Source organism: Streptomyces spectabilis (genome assembly GCF_008704795.1).
GTDB classification, from domain to species: Bacteria; Actinomycetota; Actinomycetes; order Streptomycetales; family Streptomycetaceae; genus Streptomyces; species Streptomyces spectabilis.
Window position 1 is genome coordinate 356,685 of record NZ_CP023690.1, and the last position, 21,734, is coordinate 378,418.

The window sequence follows — 21,734 nt, forward strand, 5'->3', positions numbered from 1 at the left end:
GTGCCGTGCTGTCCGGGTATCTCAGAAGGGCTTGGTCGGCAGGTACTTGCCGTCCAGGGTGATGACCGCGCGCTCGCCGCCCTCGGGGTCGGCGACCTTCTTCACGTCCAGCTTGAAGTTGATCGCGGAGATGATGCCGTCGCCGAACTGCTCGTGGACCAGGGCCTTGAGGGTGGTGCCGTAGACCTGGAGCATCTCGTAGAAGCGGTAGATCGTCGGGTCGGTCGGGACGGTGCCGGGCAGGGAACCGCGGGTGGGGATGGTCTGCAGCAGCATCACCGCGTCGTCGTCCAGGCCGAGCAGCTCGGCGACGGCCTCGGCGGCCGGCTCGGGCAGGGCGTGCTGGCCGAGGACGGCGGCGGTGACGAACGCGACGGACAAGCCCGCGGCGTCGGCGATCTGCTGCCAGGACAGGTCACGGCGGGTCTTGGCCTCGACCGCGGCGATCGCGAGCTGCTGACGGGCGGTGTTGTCGAACTGGGCGTGCACCATGAGAGGCGTTTCCTTTCGCAGAACCCGTCCCCTCGCTGTCGCGGGGGATCGGGAAGAAGGGGGTCCGGAGCGTCGGTCCGGTGGAGGGATGAAGGGGCGGGTCAGGCCGCGAGGGCCGGGCGCGCCTCGGCGGCGAGGTCCTCGACGGTGCCGGTGGGGATGTCGAAGACCCAGCCGTGCAGCCGTACGCCGCCTTCGGCGAGGGCGCGGGCCACCGAGGGGTGGGTGGCCAGGTTCGCCAGCTGGGCGGCGACGTTCTCCCGTACGAGGGCGGCGAGGTCGTGCCCGTCGGTGGCGGCCATGGTCCGGGCCCGAGCGGAGTCCGCGTGGCGCAGCCAGTCGGCGACGGCCGGGGCGCCGCTGAGGTCGTGGCCTTCGGCGAGGGCCGTCATGGCGCCGCAGGCGGAGTGGCCGCAGACGACGATGTCCCGCACGCCGAGGACGGCGACCGCGTACTCGACGCTGGCGGCGACGCCGTCGGCGCCGGGGGCGTAGGCGGGGACCAGGTTGCCCGCGGTGCGGATGACGAACAGTTCACCGGGGTCGGTCTGGGTGATCAGCTCGGGGATGACGCGGGCGTCGGAGCAGCCGATGAACAGCGTGCCGGGCCGGTGGGTGGTGGCCAGGTGGGCGAAGAGCCCGGCCTTGGCGGGGAAGGCCTCCCGCTGAAAGCGGTCGATTCCCTGGTCGAGATGGCGCATGGCCTTTCACTCCCTTCGATCGGGTGGCCGGTGAGGCCGACGTCATTCACTGTGCATGACCTGCACCTATAGTGTCCAAGACGCAATATCACTCACTGCTATTGCTCTCATCTATAGTTGGGTGCATGAAGCCGGAACTGCGTCATCTGCGCTACTTGCTCGCGGTCGCCGAGCACGCCAACTTCACCCGGGCCGCCGAGGAGCTGCGCATCGCCCAGCCCACCCTGTCCCAGCAGATCAAGCAGTTGGAGAAGGCCGTGGGTGTTCAACTGCTGGAGCGGACCGGGCGCACCGTGCGCCTCACCGACGCCGGCTCCACCTACGCCCACTACGCCCGGCGCGCGCTGCGGAACCTCGCGGCCGGGGAGCGTGCGGTCCTTGACGTGCGGGACCTCTCCCGTGGACACCTCCGGCTCGCCGTCACCCCCACCTTCACCGCCTATCTCACCGGCCCGCTCGTCGCCGACTTCCACACCCGCCATCCCGGCATCACCCTGGACGTGCGCGAGTCGACCCAGGACCGCATCGAAGCCGACCTCCTGGCCGACCGGCTCGACCTCGGCATCGCCTTCAGCGGCGCCCACCTTCCGGGCATCGAGGCCACCGCGCTGTTCACCGAGGCCCTCAGTCTGGTCGTCGGGCCCCAGCACCCCGACCTCGGCGCCCCCGGTCCGCTACCGGTCACCGATCTCGAGGAGCGTCAATTCGCCCTGCTCAGTGGGGACTTCGCCACGCGCAGGCACATCGACCAGCACTTCGCGGACCATCACGTACGGCTGCGGATCGCGCTTGAGGCCAACTCCATCAACGCCCTCACCGAGATCGTGGCGCGCGCCCCGCTGGCCACCGTCCTGCCGGACGCCATCGCTCACGACCACGCCCACCTGACCCCTATCCCCCTCACCCCCGCGCTCCCCTCCCGCACCGTCACACTGCTGCGCCGGGAAAGCACGTACCAAAGCGCCGCGGCCCGCGCCTTCGCCCATCAGGCCGTCGAGTGGGCGCAGGCCTGTTCCGTCCTGACACGTCCCTAACAAGCACGCATTAACCTGCGGAATCGCAAAGTGCCATGGTGTTGATGGAGGGTGCGTCGCATACGCGTATGCGCTGCGGCTTGGTCGCCGCTCCGAAGGCGCGGGCCATTCCATCGACGAGGACGTGAGAGGCGGGACCCCGCGTGGCGGTGGAGATACACGGCAGGAAATTCCTCGGTGGCCGATTCGGCGCGCGGGCTCTGTTCGCGGGTGCCGCGGTGACCCTGCTCGGGGTGGCCATCCCGCACCCTGCCGCGGCCGCCCCCGCGGAAGCCGGCTCGCCTGCCGTGGGCAGGGTGACGTACGACCTGGGAGACCAGGCGTTCGTACCGGCGCCGCCGTACCGGGGGAAGAACGAGATCGCCGCGGTGGTCCACTATCCGAAGGGGCAGGGCGCCAAGGGCGTGGCCCGTGGCAGGCACCCGCTGATCGTCATGCAGCACGGCCTGTGGAACACGTGCGCGGACCGTGCCGCGCAGAACCGGATGGTGAAGGCCAGGAAGGCGCTGGCCGCGGCCGAGAAGGCCGGGGACAGGGCCGAAGCCGACCGGCAGCGCAGGATCGTGGGAAAGCTGGGCGACCGGCTGTCGGCGTGGCCCTGTAGGCCGGGAGTCGCCCCGCTGCCCAGCAGTTCCGGCTACGACTATCTGGCCGAGGAACTGGCCCGCCAAGGCTTCGTGGTGGTCTCCATGGGAGCCAATGGAATCAACGCGACCAGCAGCGGTCAGGCCGACTCGGTGTACCAGGCACGCGCCGACCTCATCAACAAGCACCTGGGCCTGTGGCGGCAACTCGACGCGGGCAAGGGCCCCTTGAAGGGCAAGCTCAAGGATCCCAGGACCGGCCGGACGAGCGGTGTCGCCTTCGCCGGGCGCGTGGATCTCGGGCGGGTCGGCACCCTCGGGCACTCCATGGGCGGCGGCGGAGTCATGCAGCACGCCTCCGACAAGCGGCACGGCGCCTGGCCCGCCGGGGTGAAGGTGAAGGCGGCACTCGGTCTCGCACCCACCGCCACCTGGGAGAACGAGCCCGTCACCAAGGTCCCGATGGCCGTGCTGTGGGGAACGTGCGACCAGGTCAACACCGGTGAGTACGTCAGGTGGAACAAGGGCCGGAACAAGGCACCGCTGCACGGCGTCACCCTCACCGGCGGCAACCACAACTACTTCAACACCCAGTGGTCTCCGCGCAGTGGGCAGGTGGCCGGTGAGAACGACGCGATTCCCGGAAAGCGGCGCGGCCACTGCGTCTCCCAGGACGGCACGAACCAGCAGCACAGAGGGCTCGACGAAACCACCCAGCGCACCATCGCCACGGGCTACACCAGCGCGTTCTTCCGCCGCTACCTGCTGAACGACACCGACGCGCAGGCGCTCCTGACGGGCCGCGAGAAGCTGCCCCGGGTGCCGGACGTCGTACGGGTCGAGTATGTGAAGCCGCACTGAGGCCGCCCCGCAGCGACGCCGTGCCCGGGTCAGTCACCCCGGCGTCGCCGTCCCGCCGAGGCGCGCGGCGGCGGGCAGTCCGACGAGCAGCAGGAAGCCGGCCGCCGCGGCGAAGGCGAAGTGGAACCCGGACAGTGACAGCGCGTCGCCTCCCCCGGCCCCCACGGCCTGACCGGCCCCGGCCCCGGCCCCGGCCAGGACGGTGGGGCCGACGGCGCTGCCGAGTTGCAGAGCGGTGGTCGTGAGGGCCGAGGCGGTGCCATGGGCCCGGCCGGGGACGTCGCGCAGGCCGGTGGCGGTGAGGGCGGGGAAGGCCACGCCCTGTCCGATGCCGGTGACGATCAGCCCGGCCAGGACCGCTCCCGCGTAGGGGCTGTGTGCGCCGACCGTGCACCACAGCAGCACGCCACCCGCGGTGAGCACGATCCCCGAGGCCAGGAGGGGGCGCGGGCCGTAGCTCTTCATCAGGCGCCCGGAGAGGAGCGCGGCAGCGGCGACGGCGAGGCTGACGGGAAGGATCGCGAGACCGGATGACGCGGGGGACATCCCGCGCACCTGCTGAAGGTAGAGGGGCAGCAGGAACAGTGTCCCGGTGACGCAGAAGTAGAAGGCCCCTGCCACGGCCGTCGCCGTCCGCACGCCGGGCAGGCGCAGCAGTCCCCGGTCAAGGACCACCGCGTCCCCGTCACGGGAACGGCCGCGCCGCGACCACACGTATCCGCTGACGGCGGCAGCCGCGAGCAGCACGCCCGCGAGGGGGCCGCCTCCGGTCCTGGACCCCGTGTCGGCGCTCAGGACGATCAGGACGATGGCCGCCACCAGCGCGCCGGTGCCCGTCCGGTCCAGGCGTGTCCGGCGGTGCCGCGTTCCCCGCGGCAGCCACCGCACCGCGGCCACGGCGGTGAGCACGGCCGCCAGGGCCTGGAGGGCGAACACCCAGCGCCATCCGAGAGCACTGGTGATCACCCCGCCGAGCACGAGGCCTGCCCCGTAACAGCCCGCCTGCGCCGCGGAGAACACGCCGAGGGCACGCGAGCGCATCGGACCACTGGGGTACACGGAGGTCAACAGGGCCGTGGCGGCGGGCATGGTGATCGCCGCACCCGCCCCCTGGAGGACGCGTCCCGCCACGACCAGCCAGAAAGCGGGTGCCACCAACGCGAGTACGGCGCCCGCCGCCACGGTCACCAGGCCCCAGGCGAGCACGCGTCGGCGCCGCAGCCGGTCCGCGAGGGCGCCGCCCCACAGCAGCAGACCGGCGAACGCGAGCGCGTACCCGGTCACCGCCCAGGACAGGTTCTGCGCCGAGGTACCGAAGTGCGTGCCCATCGAGGGCAGCGCGCTGTTCAGCACGGCGACACCACCCGCGTCCAGGCCCGCCGCCGCACTCAGCACCGCCAGGGGCGCGTACCGGACGAGTACCGGTACGGCGGAACCCGGCGCATCGGGACAGGCGACCGCCACAGGTTCAGCGGGGGCCGACCGGGGCGAGGAGGAAGGCGAAAGCGCTTCCCCAGAACATGCGGACATGGACGAGCTCCTAGAACGAGAAGCAAGAACGAGAAAGACGAGAAGAGCGAGGAGTGCGAAAAGAGCAGGAAGAGTGACGCGGACGCGTCCGGAGCCCAGCCTCCGCCGGAACGCCGTCAGCCACGAGACACCGCTGCGGGCAGGCACCGTTGGGGGTGGCCCTGTCAGGGCCACCCCCAGCGGCGGTGCGGGGCGCGCCGATAATCGGCGTATGGCACCCTCCTCCGCACTGCCCGACCTGGCCCACTTCCTGCGCTCGCGCCGGGCGAGGCTGACCCCGGAGGCCGTCGGCCTGTCCCGCAGCAGCACCCGGCGGCTGCACGGTCTGCGCCGGGCGGAGGTCGCCGCGCTCGCAGGCATCAGCCCCGAGTACTACACCCGCCTCGAGCAGGGCCGTCAGCGCCGCCCCTCCCCCGACGTCCTGGACGCGCTCGCCACCGCCCTGCGACTCGACGACGACGGCCGCCGCCATCTGCACCGACTCGGCACCGGGAGCCCGTCGCACCAGGCCGGCGCGGCAACCGCGACGGCCCCGCACGTGCCGGAGACCACCCTGCGGCTGCTCGACTCACTGACTCTGTATCCCGCACACGTCGTCACGCCGATGCGCGACATCGTGGCCTGGAACCGCGCCGAGTCGTGGCTGCTCTTCGACTACGCCGAACTTCCCGCCCCGCGCCGGAACTTCGCCTGGTTCGTCTTCTGCGACCCCCGCGCGCCCGAGCTCCTCGCGGACTGGGAGAAGGTGGCACGCGGCAACGTGCACCGGCTGCGCCACGCGTTGGCCGCCGACCCCCACAACGAACGCGGCCGTCGGCTGGTAGCCGAACTGACCCGGCAGAGCAGCCGGTTCGCCGCGATCTGGGATGAGCACGACGTACGGGGCCCGACCACAGGAAGCCACGGCTTCCGCCATCCACAGGCGGGCCGACTCGACCTGGACTACGCCGCCTACGTCGTCCCCGGCGCACGCCCTCTCGAACTCGTGGTCCTCACCGCGGAGGAAGGCTCTCCCACGCACGAGGCACTGAAACGTGCCGCGGCCGAGCGTTGAGCGCGCCTCGCCCATCGAACGGGAAATGGTCCGGTTCAGTCCCTCACCCGTCGAAGAAAAGTTGAATTCAGTTCTTTTTGCGGCCACCCTTCGACGCGGCCACAGCCAGCCGAACAACAGTACGCAAGAAGGAAATGGCCGCACGCTCGATCCGGACGAGAAGTGCGCGCGGCGCGGTGGCCCGCGGAGCCGCTTCCGCGGGCCGCCACTCGGGGACTGGTCCACGCGAAAACGTTCACTGGAGGGCGCCAACAGGATTGGTTCCCGCCCCAGTTGCCCGCGCCGGACGCCTCGGGGGCACCGGCGTCGACAGCTCAGGGAACTCTCATCACCACAGGTCACACGGCATGCCCTCGCCGTCGCGGCAGCCGCGGGTGGTTACCGTCCGGTGGAGCCCGTCTCAAAGCTTGAGCACAAATTACACACAGCCCCTCTACACACTGGCCTCGATGGTCTAAATTGACCGTGCTTCAGCTCTTCGGGCACGAGGCAACCATTAATGATCTTTAGGTTCGGCGTTGTGGGCGGCCGGTGGGCGCGTCCACGGCGTCCGGCGTGGGGGTGATCGATTCTCGGGGCCCGGCACGGGGCCTCGGGTGCGGGGAGCACCTGGGGTTTCGACGGGTTTCCCGCACACCTCGAAGGTCTGGCAGACAGGCGAGTTCGCTGCCGCCAGGGTGGGTTGTTCACGTAGCGCTGAAATGGCCGGAACGGGTCATGTGCGGGGGCGGGGGTCCCCGAGGGGAGGAACAGCGCGGCGCGGGGGGCTGGTCCTCCCGTGTGAAGAAACAGTGTGCGACGAACACGTCGAAGCCACTGGCGACCTGGGGGGGTTCTGTGCAGCAGGGGGAATTAGCCAGCCCGTTTCCGTCGACGCGCGAGCGTCTGACGAACGGGACGATCAGCCAACCCGCCACCGACTGGGAGCAGCGGTACCGCCGTACCGTGATCACCAGCGATACCGTGGCCACCGCCTTGGTGGTGGCAGCGATCGGCGGCTTCTTCGGAGTCCGGGACGCGGCCAACTGGCACGAGAAGTGGAGCATTCTCGCCTTCGGCACCGAGCTGCTCGTGCTCGGATCGCTCGCGGTGAGCCGGGCGTGGGCTCCGGCCGTACTCGGCCAGGGCGCTGAGGAATTCCGCCGGCTCGGCCGTTCGCTGTTCACCGCGGCCGTCGTGCTCGCGCTCGGCGGGATCGCCCTCACCTCGCGCAACATCAAGCTCTGGATCTTCGTCGCGATCCCCGCGATCGCACTCGTCACCATGACCGCGCGGTATCTGCTCCGCCTCTGGCTGCACAAGCAGCGCAAGGAAGGGCGGTGCCTGAGACCCGTGCTCGCCGCCGGGAGCCCGGCCACCCTGCACGATCTGATCACCCGAACGCGCAAGTTCCCGCACCTCGGTTGGCGGGTGGACGCGGTGTGCACGACGGAAGGGCCCGGCTTCGACAGCGACCACCTGGACGGAGTGCCGGTCGTCGGCCAACTCGTGGACGTCGCGGGCCACGTCCGCCGCGACGGCTACCGGGTCGTCGCGGTCACGCCGGACCCGCACTGGTCACCGGACCGGCTGCAGCGCCTCGCCTGGAACCTCGAGGGCAGCGACGCCGACATGGTCGTGGCCCCCGTCCTGATGGAGGTCGCGGGACCCCGGCTGCACGTCGACGCGGTGCTCGGCATCCCGCTCCTGCGGGTCAGCATGCCGACCTTCACCGGGGGCCGCCGGGTGGTCAAGGCAGTCGTCGACCGGTTGGGCGCGGCGGTCCTGCTGGTCCTCTTCGCGCCGCTGATGGTGATCGTCGGGCTGCTCGTGCTCGCGGACAGCCGGGGCGGGGTGGTCTACCGTCAGCGCCGGGTCGGCAAGGACGGCCGCGAGTTCACCATCTTCAAGTTCCGCACCATGGTCACCGGGGCTCATGGGGCACGCGCCGAGCTGGCCGGCCTCGACGAGGGCGCGGGGCTGTTGTTCAAGGTCCGCCGGGATCCGCGGGTGACCCGGGTGGGAGCGGTCCTCCGCCGGTACTCGATCGACGAACTGCCACAGCTCTTCAACGTACTCACCGGATCGATGTCGCTCGTCGGTCCCCGGCCCCCGCTGCCGGAGGAGTCCGCGGCGTACGGCCCCGACATCCGGCGGCGGCTGCTCGTCAAGCCCGGGCTCACCGGCCTGTGGCAGATCAGCGGGCGCAGTGACCTGCCCTGGGAAGAGGCGGTCCGCCTCGACCTGCGGTACGTGGAGGACTGGTCGCTCGCCCTGGACACAGTGATCTTGTGGAAGACGCTGCGCGCGGTGGTCTACGGGCAGGGGGCCTACTGATGCGCGGGGGTCGTCGTCCGGACAGCGCACGCACCGCAGGCCAGGAAGGCCTGCTTGGGGGGAGAGACGGATCATGAGAGTCAGCGTCTTCGGGCTCGGCTACGTGGGCTGTGTGTCAGCCGCCTGCCTGGCCAGCATGGGGCACGAGGTCATCGGGGTGGACGTCAACCAGGTGAAGGTCGACCTGGTCAACGACGGCAAGGCCCCGGTGGTCGAGGAGCGGATCGGTGAGCTCATCGCCGACGTCGTACGGACCGGAGCGTTACGGGCCACCCGCGACGTCCGCGAGGCGATCGAGGGCAGCGAGGTGTCCCTGATCTGTGTGGGCACGCCGTCGGAGCCCAACGGCAGCCTGTGCACCACGTACTTGGAGCGGGTCACCGAACAGATCGGCGCCGCCCTCGCCGAGCGGGGCGGGCGGCAGACCGTCGTGTTCCGCAGCACCATGCTGCCGGGCACCTGTCTGAACCTCCTCGTGCCGATCCTGGAGAAGTTCGTCGGCGGCACGGCCGGGGTGGACTTCGGGGTCGCGGTCAACCCGGAGTTCCTGCGCGAGGGCACGAGCGTGCGGGACTTCTTCGACCCGCCCAAGACCGTCATCGGCGAGCTCGACCCGGCGAGCGGCGACGCGGTGGCGGCGCTGTACGAAGGCCTGCCCGGCGAGGTGTTCCGGGTGCCGGTCCCGACGGCCGAGGCCATCAAGTACGCGGACAACGCGTTCCACGGCCTCAAGATCGGCTTCGCGAACGAGCTGGGCGCGGTGTGCCAGGCGCTCGGCGTCGACTCGCACCAGGTGATCGACGTGTTCCTGGCCGACCGCAAGCTGAACATCAGCTCCGCCTATCTGCGGCCCGGCTTCGCCTTCGGCGGCTCCTGCCTGCCCAAGGACCTGCGCAGCCTGGTCCACGCGGCGCAGCGGGCCGACGTGTCGGTGCCCATCCTCGCCCATGTGCTGCCCTCGAACTCCGACCATCTGCAGCGGGCGGTTGACCTGGTCGAGCGCACCGGCAAGCGCCGGGTGGGCCTGTTCGGCCTGTCCTTCAAGCCCGGCACGGACGACCTCCGCGAGAGCCCGCTCGTCGAGCTGGCGGAGAGACTCTTCGGCAAGGGGTACGACCTGCGGATCTACGACCCCAATGTGAACCTCTCGCGGCTGCTCGGCGCGAACCGCGAGTACATCGAGACCCGCCTCCCGCACCTCGCGCAGCTGCTCTCCGACTCCGTCGACGAGGTGCTCGCCCATGCCGAGGTGTGCCTGGTCGGGACCAGGGACCCGGACGTCCTCGGGGCGCTGCCCCATGGCGACGGACCGGTGATCGTCGATCTCATCCGCCTTCCCGACGCCGACGCGCGTCGGACCGAACCGGGGTACGTGGGACTTGCTTGGTAACGCGACCAGGGGCGAGGCGCCGAACCGGCGCGCGCTGATTCTGGTGGAGAACCTGTCGGTGCCGTTCGACCGGCGGGTGTGGCAGGAGTGCACGACACTGCGCGACGCGGGCTGGACGGTGCACGTCATCTGCCCGCGGGGGGAGAAGCGGGACACGGAGCCGGAGGCCGTGATCGACGGGGTGCGGATCCACCGCTACCCGTTGCGCGCGGCCACCGGAGGCCCCGCCGGCTATCTGCGGGAGTACGGCACGGCGTTGTGGCACACGGCCCGCCTGGCCCGCAAGGTCGGCCCGGTGCACGTGGTGCACGCCTGCAACCCGCCCGACCTGTTGTTCCTGCCGGCCCGGTGGCTGACGCGGCGCGGCGCGCGGTTCGTCTTCGACCAGCACGACCTGGTGCCCGAGCTGTACCTCTCCCGGTTCGACCGCGGCGAGGATCTGCTGTACCGCGCCGTGCGCGCCCTGGAGCGGCTCACCTACCGGGCCGCGGACATCGTGATCGCCACGAACGAGAGCTACCGGGACGTCGCGGTGAGCCGCGGCGGCAAGAGACCCGAGGACGTCTTCGTGGTGCGCAGCGCGCCCGCGATCGAGCGGTTCCAACCGGTGCCGCCCGAGCCGGAGTTGAAGCGCGGCAAGCCTCATCTGCTGTGCTACCTCGGCGTCATGGGCCCGCAGGACGGTGTCGACTACGCGCTGCGCGCCCTCGCGACCCTCCGCGACGAGCTGGGGCGGACCGACTGGCACGCGGTGTTCGTCGGCTCCGGCGACGCCTTCGACGCGATGGTGGAGCTGTCCCGGCAGCTCGGGCTCTCGGACCAGGTCCAGTTCACCGGGCGGGTCCCGGACGCCGACCTGGTGCGCTATCTGTCCACCGCGGACGTGTGCCTCTCCCCCGACCCGCGCAATCCGCTCAACGACGTGTCGACCATGAACAAGGTCCTGGAGTACATGGCGATGGGCCGGCCGATCGTCTCGTTCGACCTCAGGGAGGCACGGGTCTCCGCCGGTGACGCCGCGGTCTACGCGCGTGCCAACGACGAGGCCGAGTTCGCCGAACTCGTCGCGATGCTCCTCGACGATCCGGACAGGCGGGCCCGGATGGGCAAGATCGGCCAGGAGCGGATCAGCGGACCGCTCTCCTGGCAGAACTCGCAAGCGTCGCTGCTCGCCGCCTACGCCGCCGCCTGCCGGGGTCGCACCCCGGCAGTGGCGGGCGACCAGCACCGGGAAGGAACAAGGCAGCACCCTTGAGCGAGGACACGATACGCCTGGCCACGATCGGGCGGATTCTCCGTCGGCGCTGGCGACTTCTGGCCGCCCTCACCGTGGTGGGCGCGCTCGTCGGCACGTGCGTCTCGGTGGTGTTCCCGCCGCGCTACACGGCGTCGGCGTCGGTCCTGCTGCCGGGGCAGTGGGAGGAGCGCGAGCTGCTCACCCAGGCGCAGATCGCGACCAGTTCGGGGGTGGTGGACCGCACGGCCGCCGCGCTCGACTGGGCGGGCGTCAGCGGCACGGACCTGCGCGGCCGGGTGAGTGCCAAGGCCGCCGAAGGCAACATCATCAAGATCTCGGGAACGGCCGAGACCCCGGAGCGGGCCCAGCGGCTCTCCGACCAGATGGCCCGCCAGTTCGTCACGTTCGCCGCGCGCATCACGGGCGACGACACCGGCCCCGACGCGGCAGCGGGGCCCGAAGCACTACGGAAGAAAGTGGCAGAGACCAACCGGCGCATCACCGACCTGGCCAGAGCAGCCGACCCCGGACAGACCGTGGAGAGCGTGCAGGCCCGCACCGAACTCGAGAAGCTGCGCACCGCGCTGCAGGACGCCATGAAGAAGCTGGAGGAGGCCGACCCGGCGACCGACAAGGCCAGCATGGTCGTCATGGGCCCCGCGCCCAGGCCGACCGGCGAGGCGCCGCCGACGAGGATTCAACTCGTCGTCGGCGGAGCGCTGTTGTTCTTCCTCGTCTCGGTCATCGGCCATCTGGCCGCCGCGCGGATGAACCGTCGGCTGCGCGCCGAACCGGAGATCACCGCGGCCCTCGGCTCGACGCTGCTCGGCACCGTCGACGTGCCCGGGGAACGGTCCGCGCGCCGGCCGCTCGGCCGTGACCCGCGGGCCTGGCTCCGCCGGCTCCTCGGCGTCGACACCCGGTGGGACATACCAACCCCGCGCCCGTCCGGCGACGAGGCCAGCAGACGCGTCCGCAACCGGCGGGTGTGCGCCCGCCTCCGGGAGCAGCTCCCGGCGCCCCGGCGCCTGCTCGTGGTCGTACCGGACGGCGACGAGATCGCCCGCCGGGCCGCCGGGCAGCTCGCCGCCGAGGCCAAGAGCGATCCGCTGCTGCGCGTGGTGGAGGTGTCGGTGTCCCGGCCGATGGTGCCGGACCGCGACACCGAGTCCGGCGCCCTGGTCGTGCTCAGCGCGGGCAGCTGGACCGCGGGGGAACTGGCGGGCATCGCCGGGGCCTGTGCGGACGCGGGCCACGAGGTCGTCGGCATCGTCATCGCCGACACCGTCCGGGCCCGTCCGACGCGGTCCACGGGGCAGCCGCCGGAGAACGCCACCCTGGCGCTCGCGGTCCCCGGCCACACGACGGGAGATTCGGTGTGACGACGAGCACGACGTCGGAGTCGTCAACATCCACTCCCCTCCTCGACCTCCAGGCCCTGGTGGTGGCGGTGCGCAGGCGCCGACGCCTCTGGTGCTCCCTGGCGCTCATCGGTTTCCTCGCCGGCGCGGCGGTGGCGTTCCTGCGGCCGCCGCCACCGGCCGCGATGACCAAGGTCCTCGTCGCGCACCAGGAGGACCAGCCGAACGACACCGGAACGCTGATCCGCACCGACGTCGAACTCCTCGGGACCACGCGGATCGCCGCCAAGGCCCTCCAGTCCCTCAAGTCGCCCCAGAAGCCTGAGGACTTCATGCAGGACTACCGGGGCACCGGCCTGACCAACAACCTGCTGCGGATCGACGTGACGGCCGACAGCGACACGGCCGCGGTGGCCCGGGCCAAGGCCCTCGCCGAGGCGTTCGTCGCGGACCACGTGCGGCGGCTGCGGAACGCGGCGAAGGCCGAGGCCACGGCCCTGCTGGAGCAGCGCGACCGCATGCGCAAGGAACTCGCCCAGGTCAATGAGGCGATCGGAGGCCGCTCGCCGGAGGGCGACCCGAAGACGTCGGCGAGCGTCGAGTCGCTCTTCGCCCGCAGGGCCGAGCTCAACTCGCGGATCGCCGACTTCGCCCAGCGCGCCGAGGAGGCACGTGTCGGCACGCCCAAGCTCATCGCCGGTACGCAGATCGTGGACGCCCCGCGCGCGGTGCCGCACTCCCTGCCCAAGGCCGCCGTCACCAACGCCGGGATCGGGCTCGTCCTCGGGCTCGTCCTCGGGCTCGCGGTGGCCGCGGTCGGCACGGTGGTGGCGGACCGCCCCGTACTGCGCCGGGAGATCTCGGCGAACCTGGGCGCCTCCGTCATCGCGGAGCTGCGTCGCGTGCCCCGCAGGTCGGTCAGCCCCTGGCGGACCCGGCGGACCCGGACGGCGCGCGAACGGGTCACCACGACCGTGGCCCGCGCCGTGCGCGGCTCGACGGAGCCGGTGTCGCTCCTCGAACTGGGCTGTGCGCACAGCACGAGCGTGATCGCCCTGAACGTCGCCAGGGCACTGGCGGCCGAGGGCCCCGTGGTGATCGTCGACGGGCTGCCGGGGCCGCAGCTCGCCGACTGCCCCAAGGAGTCGGGAGACCCGGACGTGGTCAGCGGCGAGGGCGTCGCGGCCGTGCCGCGTGAGACCCGGCGGCTCGGCGTCGGCTCGGTCGCGCCCGGCACCGCGTGGACCGACCTCCAGTACCTCGGCGGCCAGACGGTGCTCGTCGTGCGGGCCGGGCACGGCAGCGCCGCATGGCTGCACACCGTGGCGCGGCAACTCGCGGACCAGCGGATTCCGGTGATCGGCGTGGTGCTGATCGACCCCGATCCGCGGGACCGGACCGACGGCACCCTGTGGGACGGCCTGCACACCGCGCTGCGCGGCCGCTACGAGCGGCCTGCCCGGCAGAACGGGACGGGACAGCGGCGGACCGAGCGCCCTTCAGTGCCGGCCGCCCGGGTCCCGGACAACGACCAGGAGGCGCGCTAGACCATGTGTGGCATCGCAGGCACTTACCGATGGCCGGACGGGAAGGCGGTGACCGACCGGCTCACCGACGTCCTCGCCCACCGCGGTCCGGACGGGGCGGGCCGGTACAGCCACCCCGTCGGTGACGGCGAGGTGCACCTCGGGCACCGCAGGCTCGCCATCATCGACCTGTCCGAGACCGGCGCCCAGCCGATGGTCTCCGACGGCCTGGTCCTGACGTACAACGGCGAGCTGTACAACGCGCCCGAGCTGCGGGCCGAGCTCGCGGCCGCCGGGGCGCGCTTCCGCGGGACCTCCGACACCGAGGTGGTCCTCGAGGCGTGGCGGCGCTGGGGCACGGACTGTCTGCCCCGGCTCCGCGGCATGTTCGCGTTCGGGATCTTCGACGAGCGCACCGGTGAACTGGTGCTCGCCCGCGACCAGTTGGGCATCAAGCCGCTGTTCCTGCTCCGGCGCGGCGAGGGTCTGGTGTTCGCCTCCGAGCTCAAGGCGCTCGCCGCCGTGACCGGCGGGTCCCTGGAGGTGGACCATGCGGCGCTCGTGGCCTCGCTCCTGTACTACTGGGTGCCGGACTCGCGCTGCGCGTTCCGCGAGGCGGAGAAGCTGCCGCCGGGGAGCTGGCTGCGGTGCGGGCCCGACGGCCGGGTGGAGCGCGGCCGCTACTGGAACCTGAAGGACGTCGCCGCCGAGGGCCAGGAGCGGGCCCGCAGCGGGGAGCAGCCGGACCTGGCCGCGATCGTGGAGGAGTCGACCCGCAAGCACCTGCTCGCCGACGTCCCCGTGGCGACCTTCCTCTCCGGCGGCCTCGACTCCAGCTATCTGACGGCGCTCGCGGCGCGTCATCAGCCCGGCATCTCCGCCTACACGATCGGCTTCCGCGCCGAGGACGCCAAGTTCGAGGCGATGCCGGACGATCTGCGTTACGCGCGGCAGGTGGCCAAGCGGTTCGGCGTCGATCTGCACGAGATCGAGATCGCTCCGAACGTGCTCGACCTGCTGCCGCAGATGACGTACAGCCTGGACGAGCCGATCGGCGACCCCGCTGCGATCAACACGTATCTGATCTGCCAGGCCGCGCGGGAGGCCGGGGTCAAGGTGATGCTCTCGGGGATGGGTGCCGACGAGCTGTTCGCCGGGTACCGCAAGCACCTGGCCAATCTGATCGCGCTGCGCTACCAGCGCGTCCCGCGGCCCCTGCGGCGCGGGATGTCGAGGGCCGTGGACCGGCTGCCGGTCGCCACGGCCCGCCGGGGGTACCGGTCGGTGCGGTTCGCGAAGCGGTTCCTCTCCTTCGCCGAGCTGCCGGAGGAGACCGCGTTCCGGCGCAGCTACACCATGTACGACCAGGACGAGCTGCTCGCCCTGATCGATCCGGACCTGGCCCCGGCGGTCGACGACGTGCTGACCGAGCACGCGGACGTCTACCGTGACAACGACCTCGACGACTTCGTCAACCGCATGTGCCTAGGCGACGCCCGGATGTTCCTGCCGGGCCTGAACCTCACGTACACGGACCGCTCCAGCATGGCCGCGTCGACCGAGGTGCGGGTGCCGTACGTGGACGTCGGGGTGGTCGAGGCGGCGTTCGCCGTGCCCGGCGACCGCAAGATCGTCGGGCGGCAGGGCAAGGCCGTCCTCAAGGAGGCGGCCACCTCGATCCTGCCCCGGGAGATCGTGTACCGGCCCAAGGGCCTGTTCAGCGCCCCGCTGCGGGCGTGGATGAGCCGGGATCTGGCGCCACTGGTGCGCGAGGTGGTGCACGACGGCGTGCTCGTGAACTCCGGGCTGCTTCGCCGCGACGCGCTGGCGCGCATGGTCGCCGAGGACGCCGCCGGGCAGCGGGACTTCTCCAAGCATCTGTGGCATGTGCTGACCCTCGAGTACTGGTATCGCGGCGCGACCTCCGGGTCCGGCGACAACGCTCGCCTGACGGCGTAGAAACAAGGGGACTTCGGTGAAACAGGTTGTGCAGAACTACAAGAGCGGCGAACTGGCGGTGCTCGACGTGCCGGTGCCGGGGTGCAAGCCGGGCGGTGTCCTGGTCAGGACCGCCTACTCGCTGATTTCCACCGGCACCGAGCTGATGAAGGTGTCCGAGGCCGGCATGTCGATGCTGGGCAAGGCCCGCTCGCGGCCCGACCAGGTGGCCAAGGTCATGCAGAGCGTGGCCACCAACGGGGTGCCCGCCACCTACCGCAAGGTCATGGGCAAGCTGGACTCGTACACGCCGCTCGGCTACTCACTGTGCGGGGTGGTCGAGCAGGTCGGCGCCGGGATCGACGACGTGAAGGTCGGCGACGTCGTGGCCTGCGCGGGCAACGAGCACGCGCTGCACGCCGAGCTGAACTGGGTGCCGAAGAACCTGTACACCCCGGTGCCGGACGGCCTCGCGCCGCGGCACGCCGCCTTCGGCACCGTCGGGTCGATCGCGCTGCAGGGCGTGCGCCAGGGCGAGCCGCAGCTCGGCGAGGTGGCCCTGGTCATCGGCCTCGGCCTGATCGGGCAGCTGGTGGTGCAGCTCCTCACCGCGTCGGGGGTCCGCGTCGTCGGCGTCGACCCGGACCCGGCGCGCTGCGCGCTCGCCGAGCGCCTGGGCGCTGTGAGCTGCGGCGATCCGGCGTCCGCCGCCGTGGAGGCCAGTGTCGTCGAGCTCACCGACGGCCACGGCGTGGACCAGGTGTACTTGGCCGCCGGTGGCGGCAGCAACCACCCCGTCGAGCTGGCCGCCCACTTGAGCCGGGACCGCGGCCGGGTCGTCGACATCGGCAAGTGCCGTCTGGACCTGCCGTGGAACGCGTACTACGAGAAGGAGCTCGACGTCCGGTTCTCCCGCAGTTACGGCCCCGGGCGCTACGACCCGGAGTACGAACTGGCGGGCCGGGACTACCCGATCGGCTATGTGCGCTGGACCGAGCGCCGCAATCTGGCGTGCTTCCTCGATCTCGTCGCCCGGGGCCGCGTCGACGTGGAGCCCCTGATCTCCCACATCGCCGACTTCGACGACGCCGTCACGACGTACCAGAGCCTCAAGGACGGCGAGCTGAAGGCCGTGGCCGTGCTGTTCCGCTACCCCGAGCAGGAGGTGGAGGCGGCGCCGCCGACGGTGGCCGTGCCTGCCGTGGACGTGAAGCCGGGTCCGGCACGGGCCACCAGGACACCGGTGCGTCTCGCGTTCGTCGGGGCGGGGAACTACGCGACGTCGATGCTCCTTCCGCACCTGGCGCGGCGCGAGGGCGTCGAGCTTTCGACCGTCGTCACCACGACGGCGCTGTCCGCGGCCAACGCGCGCCGCAAGTTCGGTTTCGCCGAGGCGACCACCGACCTCGACGCGGTGCTCGGCGACAAGTCCGTCGACGCGGTGTTCGTGGTCACCCGCCACAGCTCGCACGCCGAACTGACCCGCAAGGCGCTCCTCGCGGGCAAGGCGGTGTTCGTGGAGAAGCCGCTGGCCCTCACCGAGGACGAGCTGGCCGGTGTGCTCGCGGCGGTGGAGGAGTCCGGCAACGACCGGCTCCAGGTGGGCTTCAACCGCCGGTTCGCGCCGCTCCTTCGGGAGGCCAAGGAGCGGTTCGGTGCCCGGACCGGTCCGGCGAGCCTGCGCTACCTGGTCAACGCGGGCCGCCTCCAGCACGGCAGCTGGTACCTCCAACAGGGCACCGAGGGTTCGCGGTTCGCCGGTGAGGGCGGGCACTTCATCGACACCGCGAGCTGGCTGCTCGGCGCCGACCCGGTCTCGGTGTACGCGACCGCGCCGTCCGGCAACGAGGACCTCCAGGTCGTGCTGCGCTACCCGGACGGGTCCACCGCCACCATCAGCTACGTCACCACGGGCGCGCCCGGCTTCCCCAAGGAGACGCTCGACCTCGTCGCGGACGGCAAGGTGCTGCGGCTCGACGACTTCGTCCGTGCCTCGGTGTACGGCGGCAAGCGGTGGGTCAGTTCACGGCTTCCCAAGGCCCGGGACAAGGGGCAGAACGCCGAGCTGGCCGCGTTCGTCAAGGCCGTGCGGACCGGCGGGCCGATGCCGGTGCCGCTGGAGTCGCTCGTGGCCACCACGGCGGCGACCCTCGCGGTGCGGGCGGGTCTGGCCGGTGGCGTACCGGTGACGTTGGCGAGGGCGCGATGACCATGAGCCCGAGCTGGTACCTGCGACGCCTCTCCCGGATGGGGCCGCGGGAGCTCGGCGGCCGGGTGGGCGACGCGGTGCGCAGGCGGCGGTGGCGATCCGCGCGACCGGAGTGTCCCCTGGTGACCGACGCCCTGTTCACCTCGGTGCTGCCCACCGGGACGGTCGCCGCGGTGCCGCCGGACGCCGCGAAGCGTCTCGTCGCGGAGGCCGACCGTCTGATGGCCGGGCACGCCGAGTTCTTCGGGGTGGTCCGCGACGACCTGACGGAGCCGGACTGGTGGTACGACCCGAAGACGGGGCGCCGTGCTCCGTGGGGCTACGCCTTCGACGTGCCGTACCGGAGCGAGGACGCGGTCGGGGACATCAAGCAGATCTGGGAGCCGTCCCGGCACCAGTACCTCACCGTGCTCGCCGCCGCCTACGCGGTCACCGGGGACGACCGGTACGCCGAGCGGGTGGCCGCGCACCTGCGGTCGTGGTGGACGGCCAACCCACCGCTGCGCGGCGTGCACTGGATCAGCGGCATCGAGCTGGGGATCCGGCTGCTCTCGTGGGTGTGGATCCGCCGGTTGCTCGACGGCTGGCCGGGCGTGGCGGGTCTCTTCGAGGGCAACCCGGTGGCCCTGAACCAGATCTGGCACCACCAGCGCTGGCTCGCCGCCTTCCCCAGCCGGGGGTCCTCGGCGAACAACCACGTCATCGCGGAGACCGCCGGGCAGTTCGCCGCGGCCTGCGCGTTCGGCTGGTTCCCCGCGTCGGCCCGCTGGCGCGCCGACGCGCTGCGGTCGCTCGAACGGCAGCTGCGCGCCAACACCTTTCCGTCCGGCCTCAACCGCGAGCTGGCCACCGAGTACCACGGCCTCGTCCTTGAACTCGGCCTGGCCGCGCTCGCCGAGGCGGACGCCGCCGGCGTGCCGGTCCCGGCGTCGCTCCGCGTCGTGCTGCTGCGGATGACCGACGCGCTCGCGGCCGTCGTGGACAACCGGTTGCGGCCCCCGCGCCAGGGGGACGCGGACGACGGCCACGGTCTGGTCGTGGACGGCGCGGGCACCGACCGCTGGGGCTCGCTCCTCGCCACCGGGGACGCCGTGTTCGGCCGTCTCGCCTGGTGGCCGACGGTGTCCGGCACCGATGTGCGCACCCCGCTCCTCGCCGCGCTGATCCGCCCGTACGCGCGCGGCGGGTCCGTGCGCCGGCCGCCGAGCCGACCGGCCCACTTCGCCGACGCGGGGATGACCATCCTGCGCGGGCCCGGGGAGATCTGGTGCCGCTGCGACGGCGGTCCGCACGGATTCCTCTCCATCGCCGCGCACGCCCACGCGGACGCGCTGTCGGTGGAGGTCCGGCACGACGGGGTCGACGTGCTCGCCGACCCGGGGACGTACTGCTACCACGGGCAGCCCGCGTGGCGGCAGTACTTCCGGTCGACCCTCGGGCACAACACCCTGCAAGTGGACGGCGGCGACCAGTCCGTCTCCGGCGGCCCGTTCCTGTGGACGCGGCACGCCCGCAGCCGGGTCCTGGTCGCGGAACCGTCCGAGGGGGGCGTGGCCCGCTGGTGTGCCGAGCACGACGGCTACCAGTCCGCCGTGCACCGCCGCAGGGTTGAACTGACGGCAGCGACCAGGGAGTTACGGATCGTCGACGAGGTCAGCCCCGGCGATCACAAGCCCGTGCGCCTGGCGTTCCACCTCGGCCCCGCGATCACCGCGGACCTGGTGGGCAGCCGGGCGGTGCTCACCTGGTCCCGGGACGGCGAGAACCGCTCCGCGGTACTCGACCTGCCCGGGGAGCTGTCCTGGCGGCCCCACCGCGGCGAGAGCGAACCGCCGCTGGGCTGGTACTCCCCCGGCTTCGGGCGCAAGGAGCCCGCCACCACGCTGGTCGGCACCGGCTTCGCCGAGGGCGCGCACGGGTTCACCACCGCACTCAGGTTCCACGGCTAGGGAGAGGGGAGGACGCGTGGGCGTCAAGGGACGGCACTGGGCACTGTCGGCGGCACCGCTGGCGGTGGTCCTGCTGGCGGCGACCGGCTGTACGAGCACGTCGGACTCCCCGGCGGAGTCGACGGGCAGACCGTCGTCCGGGGCGCCCTCCGCGTCCGTGGCCCGGATGTGCGCCAATCCCGCGGCCGGGCCGACGAAGGCGCCCGCGGGCGCGGTGACGGTCGACCCCGCGGTGGTCGGCGACCTGGCGGCGAAGACGAAGAGCAGCCCGCCGCACACCACGTTCTGGCTGCGGCCGGGCAAGCACCGGCTGGAGCCGGACCGCTACGCCCAGGTCATGCCCAAGAAGGGGAACCGCTACCTCGGCGCGCCGGGCGCGGTGCTCGACGGGCGCAAGACCAATCAGTACGCGTTCAGCGGCACCGCCCGCGACGTCACCATCCGCCATCTGACCGTGCAGCGTTTCGTCGCGCCGAACAACGAGGGCGTGGTCAACCACGACATGGCCGACGGATGGGTGATCGAGCACGCGAAGATCCAGTACAACTCCGGTGCCGGCCTTATGGCCGGTGCGCGCCAGCGGGTCCGCGCGAGCTGCCTGCGCGCCAACGGACAGTACGGAATGAACGCGTACAAGGCCGGTGACTCCATCAAGGGCCTGGTGGTCGAGGGCAACGAGATCGTGGGCAACAACACCGACGACTGGGAGCGGCGCAAGCCGGGCTGCGGCTGCACCGGAGGCATCAAGTTCTGGGCCGTCAACGAGGCTGACATCCGCGGCAACTGGGTGCACGGCAACCGCGGAGCGGGGTTGTGGGCGGACAACAACAACAATGACTTCCGCATCGAGAACAACGTGCTCGAAGCCAACGACGGCGCCGCGCTGATGTATGAGACCAGCTACAACGCGGTCATCCGGAACAACACGATCCGGCGGAACAACTGGGTCGAGGGCCGCAGGAGCGCCAAGCGCGGCGACGACTTCCCGTACGCGACCGTCTATGTGTCCGAGGCGGGCGGCGAGCCACGGATCCGGGCCCGCACGAGCAAGATCGAGATCTACCGGAACCTGATGGAGAACAACTGGTCCGGGATCACCCTGTGGGAGAACGCCGACCGGTTCTGCAACAGCCCGGCCAACACCTCGACCGGCTACTGCACGCTTCTGGTGAAGGACACCGACCGCTGCGCGCGTCCGGCGATCACCACCGCGCCGCTCTACGGCGACTGCCGGTGGAAGACCCAGCGGGTGGACATCCACGACAACCGCTTCGTCCTCGACACGTCCGTCGTCAAGTGCGGGGCGGAGTGCGGGCGCATGGCGGTCCTCGCGAACTACGGCACTTACCCGAAGTGGTCGCCGTACAAGGGCAAGCGGGTGGCCGAGGCGATCACTCTGAAGCAGCACAACCGCTGGCACGACAACTTCTACCGCGGGCCGTGGAGCTTCGTCGTGGGCGACCCGGGCCGGAAGCTCGACCCCGCCCAGTGGCAGAGCGCGCCCTACCGGCAGGACGCCGACAGCGTCTTCGACCTCGTGGCCGGTGATTGA

Annotated in this window: 15 protein-coding genes; 12 read left to right on the top strand and 3 right to left on the bottom strand. The window is 71.6% G+C overall.

Annotated elements, in window-relative coordinates; genetic code table 11:
* Positions 1-21 precede the first annotated feature (21 nt).
* Together cynS and CP982_RS01400 are read right to left on the bottom strand one after the other, a co-directional pair.
* Positions 22-492 (bottom strand): cyanase, encoded by a 471-nt coding sequence (gene cynS, locus CP982_RS01395; protein WP_150508755.1) that lies wholly within the window; start codon positions 490-492, stop codon positions 22-24.
* A gap of 101 nt (positions 493-593) precedes the next feature.
* Positions 594-1,193 (bottom strand): carbonic anhydrase, encoded by a 600-nt coding sequence (locus CP982_RS01400; protein WP_150508756.1) that lies wholly within the window; start codon positions 1,191-1,193, stop codon positions 594-596.
* A gap of 125 nt (positions 1,194-1,318) precedes the next feature.
* Between CP982_RS01400 and cynR the strand changes: the two genes are divergently transcribed.
* Together cynR and CP982_RS01410 are read left to right on the top strand one after the other, a co-directional pair.
* Positions 1,319-2,227 (top strand): transcriptional regulator CynR, encoded by a 909-nt coding sequence (cynR, locus tag CP982_RS01405; RefSeq protein ID WP_150508757.1) that lies wholly within the window; start codon positions 1,319-1,321, stop codon positions 2,225-2,227.
* A 143-nt stretch (positions 2,228-2,370) separates the two neighbouring features.
* A complete protein-coding gene (locus CP982_RS01410; RefSeq protein ID WP_150508758.1) occupies positions 2,371-3,672 on the top strand; it encodes a poly(ethylene terephthalate) hydrolase family protein in 1,302 nt (433 codons plus the stop codon).
* Positions 3,673-3,705: 33 nt separating this feature from the next.
* On the opposite strand, the gene CP982_RS01415 is transcribed toward CP982_RS01410, so the two are convergent.
* Positions 3,706-5,136 carry an MFS transporter gene (locus CP982_RS01415; RefSeq protein WP_170316316.1) on the bottom strand — a complete coding sequence of 477 codons (1,431 nt, stop codon included), beginning with the start codon at positions 5,134-5,136 and terminating at the stop codon, positions 3,706-3,708.
* Positions 5,137-5,413: 277 nt separating this feature from the next.
* Between CP982_RS01415 and CP982_RS01420 the strand changes: the two genes are divergently transcribed.
* From CP982_RS01420 to CP982_RS01465, 10 genes are all read left to right on the top strand, one after another.
* Positions 5,414-6,256 carry a helix-turn-helix domain-containing protein gene (locus tag CP982_RS01420; RefSeq protein ID WP_170316317.1) on the top strand — a complete coding sequence of 281 codons (843 nt, stop codon included), beginning with the start codon at positions 5,414-5,416 and terminating at the stop codon, positions 6,254-6,256.
* A gap of 837 nt (positions 6,257-7,093) precedes the next feature.
* Complete coding sequence (locus CP982_RS01425; RefSeq protein ID WP_150508761.1) at positions 7,094-8,572, top strand: sugar transferase; 1,479 nt, start codon at positions 7,094-7,096, stop codon at positions 8,570-8,572.
* A gap of 73 nt (positions 8,573-8,645) precedes the next feature.
* Positions 8,646-9,962 carry a nucleotide sugar dehydrogenase gene (locus CP982_RS01430; protein ID WP_150508762.1) on the top strand — a complete coding sequence of 439 codons (1,317 nt, stop codon included), beginning with the start codon at positions 8,646-8,648 and terminating at the stop codon, positions 9,960-9,962.
* On the top strand, positions 9,952-11,217 hold the full coding sequence (locus tag CP982_RS01435; protein WP_150508763.1) for a glycosyltransferase family 4 protein: 1,266 nt from the start codon (positions 9,952-9,954) through the stop codon (positions 11,215-11,217). The genes CP982_RS01430 and CP982_RS01435 overlap by 11 nt, the downstream gene beginning before the upstream one ends.
* The gene (locus tag CP982_RS01440; RefSeq protein ID WP_150508764.1) at positions 11,214-12,581 is read left to right on the top strand and encodes a Wzz/FepE/Etk N-terminal domain-containing protein; all 1,368 of its coding nucleotides are present in this window, start codon (positions 11,214-11,216) and stop codon (positions 12,579-12,581) included. The genes CP982_RS01435 and CP982_RS01440 overlap by 4 nt, the downstream gene beginning before the upstream one ends.
* On the top strand, positions 12,578-14,107 hold the full coding sequence (locus CP982_RS01445; protein WP_150508765.1) for a Wzz/FepE/Etk N-terminal domain-containing protein: 1,530 nt from the start codon (positions 12,578-12,580) through the stop codon (positions 14,105-14,107). The genes CP982_RS01440 and CP982_RS01445 overlap by 4 nt, the downstream gene beginning before the upstream one ends.
* Before the next feature lie 3 nt (positions 14,108-14,110).
* Positions 14,111-16,045, top strand: a complete 1,935-nt coding sequence (gene asnB, locus CP982_RS01450; protein WP_150508766.1) for an asparagine synthase (glutamine-hydrolyzing) — start codon at positions 14,111-14,113, stop codon at positions 16,043-16,045.
* Between the two features lie 16 nt (positions 16,046-16,061).
* A complete protein-coding gene (locus CP982_RS01455) occupies positions 16,062-18,233 on the top strand; it encodes a bi-domain-containing oxidoreductase (RefSeq protein ID WP_150508767.1) in 2,172 nt (723 codons plus the stop codon).
* Positions 18,230-20,182 (top strand): heparinase II/III family protein, encoded by a 1,953-nt coding sequence (locus CP982_RS01460; RefSeq protein ID WP_150508768.1) that lies wholly within the window; start codon positions 18,230-18,232, stop codon positions 20,180-20,182. Before CP982_RS01455 ends, CP982_RS01460 begins: the two co-directional genes overlap by 4 nt.
* A gap of 16 nt (positions 20,183-20,198) precedes the next feature.
* Positions 20,199-21,734 carry a right-handed parallel beta-helix repeat-containing protein gene (locus CP982_RS01465; RefSeq protein WP_150508769.1) on the top strand — a complete coding sequence of 512 codons (1,536 nt, stop codon included), beginning with the start codon at positions 20,199-20,201 and terminating at the stop codon, positions 21,732-21,734.